The organism is Janibacter sp. GS2 (genome assembly GCF_051200835.1).
In the GTDB taxonomy this organism is placed as follows: Bacteria; Actinomycetota; Actinomycetes; order Actinomycetales; family Dermatophilaceae; genus Janibacter.
The window spans coordinates 1104977-1116826 of the sequence record NZ_CP195161.1; the positions used below are offsets into that span (position 1 = coordinate 1104977).

10 protein-coding genes are annotated in these 11850 nt (G+C 71.3%); 3 read left to right on the top strand and 7 right to left on the bottom strand.

The genetic code is table 11. The annotated features are described in order from the left end of the window. Positions 1-4 precede the first annotated feature (4 nt). Entirely contained in the window at positions 5-1006 is a 1002-nt protein-coding gene (locus ACR9E9_RS05405) for a polyprenyl synthetase family protein (protein ID WP_435202446.1), read from the top strand. A gap of 93 nt (positions 1007-1099) precedes the next feature. Here the strand turns inward: ACR9E9_RS05405 and rarD are convergent, their stop codons facing one another. Genes rarD through ACR9E9_RS05420 form a run of 3 tightly spaced genes read right to left on the bottom strand, consistent with a single transcriptional unit; the run spans position 1100 to position 4887 of the window. Further along, positions 1100-2035: an EamA family transporter RarD gene (gene rarD, locus ACR9E9_RS05410; protein ID WP_435202447.1), complete on the bottom strand. Its 936-nt coding sequence runs from the start codon at positions 2033-2035 to the stop codon at positions 1100-1102. A 29-nt stretch (positions 2036-2064) separates the two neighbouring features. After that, positions 2065-2793: a class F sortase gene (locus ACR9E9_RS05415; protein ID WP_435202449.1), complete on the bottom strand. Its 729-nt coding sequence runs from the start codon at positions 2791-2793 to the stop codon at positions 2065-2067. A gap of 30 nt (positions 2794-2823) precedes the next feature. Continuing rightward, positions 2824-4887 carry a PhoX family protein gene (locus tag ACR9E9_RS05420; protein WP_435202451.1) on the bottom strand — a complete coding sequence of 688 codons (2064 nt, stop codon included), beginning with the start codon at positions 4885-4887 and terminating at the stop codon, positions 2824-2826. A 154-nt stretch (positions 4888-5041) separates the two neighbouring features. Here ACR9E9_RS05420 and ACR9E9_RS05425 point away from each other — a divergent pair, with 154 nt between their 5' ends. Both ACR9E9_RS05425 and ACR9E9_RS05430 read left to right on the top strand, forming a co-directional pair. Next, positions 5042-6199, top strand: coding sequence for an alanine racemase (locus tag ACR9E9_RS05425; RefSeq protein WP_435202453.1), 1158 nt, complete (start codon positions 5042-5044; stop codon positions 6197-6199). Beyond that, positions 6196-7491 carry a D-arabinono-1,4-lactone oxidase gene (locus ACR9E9_RS05430; RefSeq protein ID WP_435202455.1) on the top strand — a complete coding sequence of 432 codons (1296 nt, stop codon included), beginning with the start codon at positions 6196-6198 and terminating at the stop codon, positions 7489-7491. Before ACR9E9_RS05425 ends, ACR9E9_RS05430 begins: the two co-directional genes overlap by 4 nt. A gap of 106 nt (positions 7492-7597) precedes the next feature. Here ACR9E9_RS05430 and ACR9E9_RS05435 read toward each other — a convergent pair whose 3' ends face one another. The 4 genes from ACR9E9_RS05435 to ACR9E9_RS05450 all read right to left on the bottom strand — a co-directional run bounded on the left by ACR9E9_RS05435 (position 7598) and on the right by ACR9E9_RS05450 (position 11806). After that, positions 7598-8698 carry a 2-oxoacid:ferredoxin oxidoreductase subunit beta gene (locus ACR9E9_RS05435; RefSeq protein ID WP_435202457.1) on the bottom strand — a complete coding sequence of 367 codons (1101 nt, stop codon included), beginning with the start codon at positions 8696-8698 and terminating at the stop codon, positions 7598-7600. Between the two features lie 2 nt (positions 8699-8700). Then, positions 8701-10566 carry a 2-oxoacid:acceptor oxidoreductase subunit alpha gene (locus tag ACR9E9_RS05440; RefSeq protein ID WP_435202459.1) on the bottom strand — a complete coding sequence of 622 codons (1866 nt, stop codon included), beginning with the start codon at positions 10564-10566 and terminating at the stop codon, positions 8701-8703. 269 nt (positions 10567-10835) lie between these two features. Continuing rightward, positions 10836-11288, bottom strand: coding sequence for a hypothetical protein (locus ACR9E9_RS05445; protein WP_435202461.1), 453 nt, complete (start codon positions 11286-11288; stop codon positions 10836-10838). Beyond that, positions 11285-11806, bottom strand: coding sequence for a DUF4870 domain-containing protein (locus ACR9E9_RS05450; RefSeq protein ID WP_435202463.1), 522 nt, complete (start codon positions 11804-11806; stop codon positions 11285-11287). Before ACR9E9_RS05450 ends, ACR9E9_RS05445 begins: the two co-directional genes overlap by 4 nt. Positions 11807-11850 lie beyond the last annotated feature (44 nt).

The following is an 11850-nucleotide window of genomic DNA, read 5'->3' on the forward strand; positions in this document are numbered from 1 at the left end:
TGACATGAGCGCGACCCCGCCGGTCCTCGCCCTCCCCGAGGCCAGCGATGACCTCAGCGCCCGCCTGACCGACGGTCTCGAGCGGGTCGAGCGGATGATCCACGAGCGCGCCCGCAACGACGACGAGTTCATCACCGAGGCGAACCTCCACCTGGCCCAGGCCGGGGGGAAGCGTTTCCGCCCGATGCTGACGATGCTCATCGCCGAGCTGGGCGAAGGGGTCAACGACGCGGTCGTCGCGGCTGCGGCAGGGGTGGAGCTGACACACCTCGCGAGCCTGTACCACGACGACGTCATGGACGAGGCGGACCTGCGTCGCGGGGCCCCGAGCGCGAACGCCCGGTACGACAACTCCACGGCGATCCTCGTCGGCGACCTGCTCTTCGGCACGGCGTCGGACATCATCGCCGACCTCGGAGCGGACGCGGTGAAGATCCAGGCGCAGACCTTCATCCGGCTGTGCTCCGGGCAGATCCGCGATGACCGCCCCTGCCCCGCGGGACAGGATCCGCGCGAGTACTACCGCGGGGTGCTGGCCGACAAGACGGGTGCCCTCGTCGCGACCGCGGCCCGCTACGGCGCGATGTACAGCGGCTCCTCGCCCGAGCTCGTCGAGCTCGCGACCGAGTACGGCGAGAGGCTCGGCATCGCCTTCCAGCTGGCCGACGACCTCATCGACATCTCCAGCGAGTCGGGGGAGACCGGCAAGACGCCGGGCACCGACCTGCGCGAGGGCAAGCGCACCCTGCCGGTACTCAACGCGCTCGCGTCCACGGACCCGGCCGACGCCGAGCTGCAGGAGCTGCTGGGCTCGCAGCTGAAGGACCCCGCGCGCATCGACCGGGCGCTCGAGCTGCTCCGGGCCCACCCCGGCCTGGCCGCCGCCCGTGAGGAGACCCTCGCCATGGGCCGCGACGCCGTCGAGGCCCTCGCCCCGCTGCCCGCGAGCGACGCCAAGGAGGCGCTCATCGCCCTCATGGAGGGCGTCGTCCACCGCGTGGGCTGAGACCCCCTTCCCCGGTCCCGGTCATGGACACCGGGACCGGATACATCCGGGCCCGATGTCGACAACCCCGGCCGGCGGCCCGGGAGCACGCCCTCAGAGCGGCTCGACCGGCTCCAGTGACTCGCACTCGTCGACCGCCCGCCGACGCCGCCGGGCCGAGGTGAGCGAGTCCACGGTGAGGAAGGCGAGCGCCACCCAGACGATCGCGAAACCGACCCAGCGGGCGGGTGAGAGGTGCTCGTCGAGCAGGGTGACGCTCACGAGGAGCTGGAGCACCGGGGTGATGAACTGGATCAGGCCGATCGTCACGAGCGGGATCCGCCGGGCCGCCTCGGCGAAGAGCAGCAGGGGGATGGCCGTGACGACTCCGGCGGAGACGAGCAGGAGGGAATGCCACGGGGCGCCGGTGGTGAAGGTCGTCGAGCCGTCCGCCCCGACCCACCACAGGAGGCCGAGCGCTGCGGGCAGGAGGAAGATCGTCTCCGCCGACAGCGAGCTCAGGGCCGGAAGGGTGGCGCCGAGCTTCTTCTTCGTCAGGCCGTAGCCGCCGAAGGAGCAGGCGAGCACGAGCGAGATCCACGGCAGACCGCCGCCGGCGAAGGTCAGGTACAGCGCCGCGAGGGCACCGAAGCCCACGGCGACCCACTGCAGCCGTCGCAGCCGCTCGCCGAGGACGATCACCCCGAGGGCGACGGTGACGATCGGGTTGAGGAAGTAGCCGAGCGCGGCCTCGTTCGTCCGGCCGGTCCCGACGGCGTAGACGTAGACGAACCAGTTGAGGGCGATGAGGTAGGCGGCGATCCCGATGCCGAGGGCCAGGCGGCCGCGCACCTGCCGCAGGAGCGCGAAGAGCTCCTGGCGCAGGGCCAGGATGAACAGGCAGAGCACGAGCGTCCACAGGATCCGGTGCGCGAGGATCTCGGTCGCACCCGCGGGACGAAGGGCGTGGAAGTACAGGGGGAAGAGTCCCCAGATGCCATAAGCGAGCCAAGCGGCCACGACGCCGAGCCCGTGGCGTTCACGAGTCACCCGTCGAGGCTATCCGGACGTCCGTGAGGTCACGACGGCAGTTCCGCCACGGCGACGAAGTTGGCCGCTCGGTGGCCGTCCTCGCGGAACCCCAGCTCGTCGTCGCAGGTGATGAGGACGACCCGCCGGCGCTCGGAGTTGTGTCCCCACACATCGGCGTCGGTCGTCAGGTCCTCCTTGTCGACGATGTCGGTGCCCGTGATCTCGAAGCGCAACCGCTCGCCGCCGGGATAGTCCAGGACGACGCCGTCGCCGGTCTCGAGCTGCTCGAGGGCCGCGAACTCGTCGGGGCCGCGAGGGTTGACCACGTGGCCGGCGATGACCGTCGTGCCGGTGGCGCCGGGGCGCACCCGGTCGTACCCGGTGAACCAGATGACCTCACCGGCAGCGGGATCGACCTTGCCGTCACGCAGACCCTGGGGCCCGATCGAGGTGCTCAGGCCGACGGCGGGGATACGCAGCCGGTGGGCGCTCTGCGTGCCGTCAGCGGCCTTCCTCCCGGCGGCGCGCTCGGCGGCCGACTGGGCCCGGTCCGCGGCGGGGGTCACCGCGATGTCGGGGTCGGGGGCATGGCTCGTGGGGGAGCCCGAGCGCGCGGCAGCCGTGCTGGTGGAGCTGCCGGTCGTCGTGCTGGTGGAGCTGGTGCTCGAGGTCGACCCCGAGGTGGAGTCGGCGACCCCGCCGCCGCACGCCGCCAGCACGAGGGGGAGCGCGACCGCGGCGAGGACGACGGCGCGGGAACGGCGCAGGCGATCCATGGGGGCCACCTTGCCACGAAGGGGGCGGGGTCAGAGGGCGTCGGTCTCGATCACCGGGTCCTGTGGGCGTGCGGGGACACCCCTCTTCGGGCGCTCGTGCTGCCGCTGCGGCCACACCATGATCACCCCGGGGCGCGGCTGGGTGTTGCCCTGGTAGGGGAAGGTGCTCAGGACGTTCTTCGGCGTGGCGCCCTCCTCCTCGCCGGGGTGCTGGACGGCCGCGAAGACGACCCGGTCGTCCCACTCGACGAGCGGCCCGCAGCACTCGGAGAAGGCCGGCACCGACAGGAACTGCTGCAGGTGGCCCGTGTGCTCGCCCTCGAGCGGCATGAGGTACATGCCGTCGCAGTGCCCGAGCGCGTTGCCGTCCGTGGCGATCCACAGGTTGCCCCGGCTGTCGAAGGTGAGGTTGTCCGGACAGGAGATCGGGCTGACCTCGGCGGGGTCGTAGCCGTTCCAGTAGGTCTGCGGGTCGGAGGGGTCGCCGCAGATGAGGACCAGCTTCCACCGGAAGGTGGCCTGCGTGTGGTCACCTGACGTGGGCGTGATCTCGAGGACCTGACCGTGCTTGTTCCCGGCCCGCGGGTTGACCTCGTCGACCTGCGCCGGAGTGCGCTCGGAGTTGTTCGTCAGTGCCGCGTAGACCCGGCCGTTGACGAGGTTGACCTCGACGTCCTCGGGGCGGTCCATCTTCGTCGGGCCGACCGAGTCGGCGGCCAGCCGGGTGAAGAGGAGGACTTCCTCGAGGGTCATGTCCTCGACGGCGGAGGTGCCGTCGACGACGAGGGGTAGCCACTCACCGTCGCCGTCGTGGACGCCGTCGGAGGTGCCGTCGCCACGGAACTTCGCGACGTGGAGGTCGCCCTCGTCGAGGAGCGTGCGGTTGTTCGCGGCGTCGCCCTCGAGGTACTTCCCCGTCGAGGTGAAGCGGTACATGTAGTCGAAGCGCTCGTCGTCACCCATGTACGCGATGACCCGGCCGTCCCCGGCGATGACGACATTGGCCCCCTCGTGCTTGAAACGGCCGAGCGCGGTGAGCTTGCGTGGGGTGCTGTCGGGGTCGAAGGGGTCGACCTCGACGACCCACCCGTGCCGGTGGGCCTCGTTCGGCTCCGCCGTCAGGTCGAAGCGCTCGTCGAGTCGGTCCCAGTTGTGCTGGGCCCGGTTGCCGTCGGCGAGGCCGTAGCGGGTGGCCGCGGCCCCGGCCAGGCCATCGCCCGGTTTCGCGGGCTGGGTGAAGTAGCCGTTGAAGTTCTCCTCGCCCGAGAGGATCGTGCCCCACGGGGTGGTGCCACCGGCGCAGTTGCCGAAGGTCCCCAGCGGCGTCGTGCCGGCCGGGTCGGCGGTGGTCTTCACCAGGTCGTGACCGCGGACCGGGCCGACGAGCTCGAAGGGGGTCTCGGCCGTGATCCGTCGGTTCAGCGGAGCGGCCCTGGTGTAGGTCCACTTGCCGTTGGGGTTCTTGCGGGTCAGCTCGACGACCGTCATGCCGTGGGCGTTGAGGGTGATCTGCACCTGGTCGTCGCTCATCGACTCGGCGTCGGTGTAGTCGTGGAACATCAGCTCGTTGTTCGTGTACTCGTTGTTCACCACGAGCACGGCCGAGTTGGCGTTCTTGTGGCGCAGGATGCCGACGTAGTCGCAGTTGTAACCCATCTGGCCGGCTTGGGCGCGCGCCGTGTGGTGGTCGAAGTCGAAGGCCGGGGCGTCGGCGAGGACCGGGTCGCCCCAGCTGATGATCGGTGCCCACTGGAACCCCTCGGGGACGACCACCGTGTCGGTCCCGGCCGTCACCGGGTCGATCGGGGTGAAGCCGAAGGGGGCCTTCGGGCCCGGTCCGGGGGCCGCGGTCGCAGGGCCGGCACCGGCCGCGCCCGTGAGTCCGGCGAGGGCCGCCACCGCTCCGCCGGTCGTGAGCACGGTCCGACGTGAGGCAGCGATGACCTCCCCGAAGTACTCGTTCTCGGAGGTGTTGGGCACGGGCTTGCTGCAGGCATCGCCGCACTTCCACACGCAGGTGGCGGCGCTGCGTCCGCCGTCGCGGTGTCCTGCGGCCAGGGGCAGCAGCGTGCGGTCGGTACGGGGTGGGGTCATGTCTGCTCCTCCGGGTGCCCGCGCGCGGGCAGGGTTGTCGTGACCCCCGCAACCTAGGGAGGGGAGGGTCACACGGGGCGGCGCGCAGGTGTCCCGGAGATGACGGTTGGTCGAATGGCGGGGCGGATGGTGACTGATGGGTAATATCGGGGTCGTGAACCGAGCCACCGACTGGGACCGCGCGACGCGCGGGCGACCCGCCCCCTTCGCCGTCGTCGACCTCGAGGCCTGTGATGCCAACGCGGCCGACCTCGCCCGTCGGGCTGCGGGGCGGCCGATCCGGGTGGCGAGCAAGTCGATCCGGGTGCGTCACCTGCTCGAGCGGGTGCTGCAGCGGGAGGGGTTCGCCGGGGTGATGTCGTACTCGCTGCCGGAGGCGCTGTGGCTGGTCGGGCACGGCCTGAGCGACGTCTTCGTCGCCTACCCGACCACCGACCAGGCGGCGCTCACGGCGCTCGCCGCCGACGAGCGGGCCCTCGAGGAGGTCTCCATCGCCATCGACTCCGTCGAGCAGATCGACGCGCTGCGCCGCTGGCTGCCGACGGGGGCTCCGGTGCGGGTGGTCATCGACGTCGACGCGTCGCTGCGGATCGGCCCGGCCCACCTCGGGGTGCGCCGCAGCCCGCTCCGCTCACCGCGCCGGGCGTCGGCGCTCGCCTCCGCGGCCCAGCACGCCGGACTGCGCGTCGTCGGGCTGATGTTCTACGACGCCCAGATCGCCGGGCTGCCCGACAGCTCGCCGGCGGTCCGCCTCGTCAAGGCGCGCAGCGATGCCTCGCTGCGTCGGCGTCGCGGGGCCGTGCGCACCGCGATCGAGGACGTGGTCGGCCCGCTGCAGATCGTCAACGGTGGGGGGACCGGATCGATCCATCTCGCCCGTGAGGATCCAGCGCTGACCGAGGTCGCCGCCGGCTCGGGGCTGGTCGGACCGACCCTCTTCGACGGGTACGACGCCTTCTCCCCGGAGCCGGCCGTGGCCTTCGCGCTGCCGGTCGTCCGGCGCCCGGCGAAGGACATCGTCACCTGCTTCTCCGGCGGGTACATCGCCTCGGGCCCGGCGGGGGAGAGCCGCGTGCCGTCGGTGCATCACCCCGCGGGCCTCGCGATGAACGGGACCGAGGGCGCCGGCGAGGTCCAGACGCCCTTGCGCGGCAAGGGCGCTCGTGACCTCGCCATCGGTGACCGGGTGTGGTTCCGGCACGCGAAGGCGGGTGAGCTCGCGGAGCGCTTCGACGAGTACCTCCTGGTGCGTGGGGACGAGGTCGTCGACGTCGTCCCCACCTACCGGGGCGAAGGGAGGAACTTCGGATGAGTGCGACCTGGTCCAACTGGGCGGGGACCGTCACCGCGTCACCGGAGGTGCTGCGCCCACGCACGCCCGAGGCGCTGGCCGAGGCCGTGCGCGACGCGGGCCGCTGGGGTCGACGGGTGCGCCCCGTCGGCAGCGGTCACTCCTTCACCGCCATCGCCGAGCCGGCCGACCTCCAGCTGAGCCTCGAGCACCTCAGCGGCGTCCTCGCGGCCGACCGCGCGACGGGTCGGGTGCGGGTGCTGGCGGGGACCCCCCTTCGGGTCCTCAACCAGGCCCTCGACCTGCTCGGGCTGGCCATGCCCAACCTCGGCGACATCGACGCGCAGACCGTCTCCGGCGCGACGTCCACCGGCACCCACGGCACCGGCGCCGCGTTGCCCGGGCTCTCGGCGGGGATCGTCGGGCTGCGGCTGGTCACCGCGGACGGCGAGGACCGGTGGGTGGACGAGCGCGACCCGGCGCTCTTCGCCGCGGCCCGGGTCGGGCTCGGCGCGCTCGGCGTCATCACCGAGATCGAGCTGGCGTGCGTCCCGGCCTACCGGCTGCGCGCGCTCGAGCGCCCCGACTCGCTCGACGCGGTGCTGCCGCGCGTGCAGGAGCTCTTCGACGCCCATCGCCACTTCGAGCTCTACTGGTTCCCCGGCACGCGACGGGTGCAGACGAAGGCCAATGACCTCGTCGGCGACGACGTGCACGAGCCCCTCGCCGAGTGGCGCCGGCGCCTGGATGACGAGTTCCTGTCCAACACCCTCTTCGGCGCGGCCAACGCCGTGCTGACCAGGGCACCGCGAGCGGTGCTGCCCTTCAACGGGATCGCCGCACGAGCGCTGACCACACGCTCCTACACGGCGGCCTCCCACGAGGTCTTCTGTGCTCCGCGCACGGTGCGCTTCGTCGAGTGCGAGTACGCCGTCCCGCGCGAGAGCGTGGCCGATGTCCTCACGGACCTCGTGGCCTGGGTCGAGCGGCGCAGGGAGCCGATCTCCTTCCCCGTCGAGGTGCGGGTCGCGGCGCCGGACGACCTGTGGTTGTCGACGGGGTACGAGCGGGCCAATGCCTACATCGCGGTGCACCAGTACCGTCGCGGCGCGTTCCGCGAGTACTTCGCGGCCTTCGAGGAGATCGTCGCCGCGCACGACGGCCGCCCGCACTGGGGCAAGATGCACGCTCTCGGCGTCGAGGAGCTGAGCCGGCTCTACCCGCGCCTGGACGACTTCCGCGACGTGCGGGACCGACTCGACCCGGACCGGGTCTTCGCCAACGACTACCTCACCCGGATCCTCGGCGCCTGATCTCGCATCTGCCTAGGCACATGCCGCCGCTCCGCGCATCTGCCTAGGCAAATGCGGGCGACCTGCGCATCTGCCTAGGCAGATGCGGCGGAAGGGGGGCGCAGGCCTACTCGACGGTCCAGGTGTCGTTGCCGCGCAGCAGGTCCTGCAGGTCGCCGTCGCCGGCGGGGCCGCCGGCGAGGTCGATCGCGGAGTCGACCTGCGCGCGGGTCAGGTCGTCGTAGGTCGGGCGGTCGACAGCGCGGAAGATGCCCATCGGCACGTGGGTCATCGCCTCGGAGTCCAACCGGCTGATCGAGAAGGCCTGGCTCGGGTCGCTCAGCGTGACGTCGTGGACGACGACTTGGTCGGCCAGACCCCGCGCGGAGACCTCGCCCTCCGGGCGGAAGGTGACGCTGCCCCCTTCGCCGCGGACGAGGACCTCGCGCTCGCCCTCGTCGCCGATGCTCACGGCCTCACCGTCGGCGAGGTGGACCAGGCGCGCCTTCTTCTGCTCGACGTCCTTGATCAGCTCGAAGGCGCCGTCGTTGAAGATCGGGCAGTTCTGGTAGATCTCGACCAGCGAGGTCCCGCGGTGGGCCGCCGCCGCCTTGAGCACCTCGGTGAGGTGCTTGCGGTCGGAGTCCATCGTCCGGGCGACGAAGGTGGCCTCCGCGCCGAGCGCGAGCGAGACCGGGTTGAAGGGGGCGTCGACGCTGCCCATCGGCGAGGACTTCGTCACCAGGCCGGGCTGCGAGGTGGGGCTGTACTGGCCCTTGGTCAGACCGTAGATCCGGTTGTTGAAGAGCAGGATCGTCATGTTGACGTTGCGGCGCATCGCGTGGATGAGGTGGTTCCCACCGATCGACAGCGCATCGCCGTCACCGGTGACGACCCACACGGACAGGTCGGGGCGGCTCGTCGCGAGGCCGGTCGCGATCGCCGGGGCCCGGCCGTGGATCGAGTGCATCCCGTAGGTGTCGAGGTAGTACGGGAAGCGCGAGGAGCAGCCGATCCCGGAGATGAAGGTGATGTTCTCCCGGCGCAGTCCCAGCTCGGGCAGGAAGCCCTGCACGGCCGCGAGGACCGCGTAGTCACCGCAGCCGGGGCACCAGCGCACCTCCTGGTCGGACGAGAAGTCCTTGCGGGTCTGCGTCTCGCCCTCGGGTTGGGTGGGCACACCGGCGGTGCCGTGCGCGACGGTGGGGATACCGAGATCCATGCTCATGCTCAGACCTCCTGGAGGGCTGCGTCGATGACCTCGGCGAGGTCGGCCACCTTGAAGGGCAGGCCACGGACCGAGGTGTGGGAGCGGACGTCGACGAGGTACTTCGCGCGCAGCAGCATCGCCAGCTGTCCGAGGTTCATCTCGGGGACGATGACGCGCTCGTAGCGCGCGAGGACCTCGCCGGTGTTCGCCGGGAAGGGGTTGAGGTGGCGCAGGTGCGCGTGGGCGACGGACTTGCCCTCGGCCCGCAGGCGACGCACGGCGGCGAGGTTCGGTCCGTAGGTCGAGCCCCACCCGAGGACGAGGACCTTCGCGTCACCGGTCGGGTCGTCGGCCTCGAGCGCTCCGGTCGAGGCGGCGATGCCGTCGATCTTGCGCTGGCGCAGCCGCACCATGTGGTCGTGGTTGTCCGGGTCGTAGGAGATGTTGCCCGTCGTGGCGTCCTTCTCGATGCCGCCGATGCGGTGCTCCAGGCCCGGGGTGCCGGGGACGGCCCACGGACGGGCGAGCGTCGCCTCGTCCCGGACGTAGGGGTGGAAGGTGGGATTCCCCTTCGCATCCGTGCCGTTGTGCTCACTGGCCAGCTCGACCGGAAAACTCGGCAGGTCCTCGACGGCCGGCACCTGCCACGGCTCGGAGCCGTTGGCGAGGTAGCCGTCGGAGAGGAGGAAGACGGGGGTGCGGTAGGTCGTCGCGACCCGCACCGCCTCCAGCGCGGCGTCGAAGCAGTCGGCGGAGGTCTGCGGGGCGATGATCGGCACCGGCGACTCACCATTGCGGCCGAACATCGCCTGGAGGAGGTCGGACTGCTCCGTCTTCGTCGGCAGGCCGGTGCTCGGGCCGCCACGCTGGACGTCGACGATGATCAGCGGCAGCTCGAGGCTGACGGCCAGACCGATCGTCTCCGACTTCAGCGCGACACCGGGGCCGGACGTGGTCGTCACGCCGATGGAGCCACCGAAGGAGGCGCCGAGGGCCAGGCCGACCCCGGCGATCTCGTCCTCGGCCTGGATCGTGGTGACCCCGTGGCGCTTGTACGCCGACAGGGCGTGCAGGACGTCGCTGGCCGGGGTGATCGGGTAGGAGCCGAGCACGAGCGGACGCCCGGCGCGGTGGGCTCCGGAGACGAGGCCGAGCGCGAGCGCGGTGTTGCCGGTGATGTTGCGGTAGGTGCCGGGCGGGGTGACCGCAGGAGCCACCTCGAAGGGGACGGCGAAGTCCTCGGTCGTCTCCCCGTAGTTCCAGCCGGCACGAAGGGCGGCGAGGTTCGCCGCGAGGATGTCCGGGGTCGCGCCGAACTTCGAGGTGAGGAAGTCCTCCGTGCTCTGCGTCGAGCGTGAGTACATCCACGACAGGAGGCCGAGGGCGAACATGTTCTTCGCCCGCTCCTTCTCCTTGCGGGTCAGCGAGTCGAACTCGGCCAGGGCCGCGACGGTGATCGAGGTCAGTGGCAGGGCGTGCACGTGCCAAGACTCAAGGGTGTCGTCCTCGACCGGGCTGGCCGTCCACCCGACCTTCTTGAGGTTGCGGGTGCTGAACTCGTCGGTGTTGACGATGATCGTCGCGCCGCGCGGGACGTCGGCGAGGTTGGCCTTGAGCGCGGCGGGGTTCATCGCGACGAGCACGTCGGGGGCGTCGCCGGGGGTGAGGATGTCGCGGCTGGCGAAGTGCAGCTGGAAGGAGCTGACACCGGCCATGGTCCCCTGGGGGGCGCGGATCTCGGCCGGGTAGTTCGGCAGCGTCGACAGGTCGTTCCCCAGGGCCGCGCTGTCTGCGGTGAACCGGTCGCCCGTCAACTGCATACCATCGCCGGAGTCGCCGGCGAAGCGGATAATGACGCGGTCCTTGGTCTGGGTCGTGCTGCTCATGGCGGGTGGTCGTGGCCCCTTGAACGGTAGGTGCGTCGCGGTGAACCCGGACGTCCTTCCATGGTAGGTGACCCTCACCTGCTCAACCTAGTCGGTCACGTTATGAGATGGATAACGTCAAGTTATGGCATGGGCGACGGTATGGGCTGTGTCCCACCCGCCGATCGCATCTGCCTAGGCAGATGCGAGGTCGGGGCGCGGGTCTGCGCACGTGCCTAGGCAGATGCGAGGTCGGGCGCGGGCCTGCGCACGTGCCTAGGCAGATGCGATCAGGGGTGGCCGAGGGTGGCCTGGCCGTCGGCGACCTCGAGCTCGAGTGCCTCACCGGTGCCCAGCCCCGCCAGCGGCGGCAGCAGCAGCTCGACCACGGTCGACGGCTGCTGGTGCATCGGCTTCGTCTCCGGGTGGGGGACGTAGACCAGCCCGTCGTGGAGCTCCTCGCCGCGACGGACCGCGCACTCGACGAAGGAGAAGGTCTCCGGGCCGTGCACGTCGGTCCACGCCACATCGCGGAAGGTCCACCGCGGCGACGCGAGCACCATCCGGTACGGCGCGATGTCGAGGTTGACCGTGCCCGGGACGAAGGGGGCCAGGTCCAGCCCGCGGGCGGCGAAGTGCGGCGCCTGCAGGGCGATCGTCCCCCCGGCGAAGGGAGTGGCCGCGGCTGTGCCGGAGGCGACCCCGTGCCCGGCGACGACCACCCCCTTCGCCCGGAGGGTCACTTGACGAGCTGGGGCGTCATCGGTGGGGTCCACCACTCGCCGTTGTTGGCCTTGATCGCCCCCATGATGTGGATGACCGTCGCGACGATGATCACCAGGGGGTAGGTGATGAAGCCGATGAGCACGATCATCAGCACCGTCGAGACGATGAGCAGGACGGCGGTGATGATCTGCACGTTCAGGCTGTTCGCCGCGTGCTGGCGCACGAAAGGCCCGCGGTCCTTGTAGACGAGGTAGATCACGAGCGAGCCGATGAAGCCGAGGGTCCCGGCGCTCAGCGGGAGCAGGATCGCGGGGACGATGTGGGCGACCATCCCGAGGTTGCGCTCCTCGGTCGGGCTCATCGGCGGCGGCGAGACGTGCGCCGGCGGCTGCGGCGGGCCGGTGTGGGTGGTCGGTGGGCCCTGGGCGGTCGGTGGGCCCTGGGCGGCCGGTGGGCCCGTGTGGGCGGCCGGTGGGCCGGTGCCGGCGTCCGGCGGGCCGGTGCCGGACTGCGGGTCCTGGGGTGCAGTGGTCATGTGTTCCTCCTGTGGGTTTCACCACGACTCTGCCCGTCCTGGCC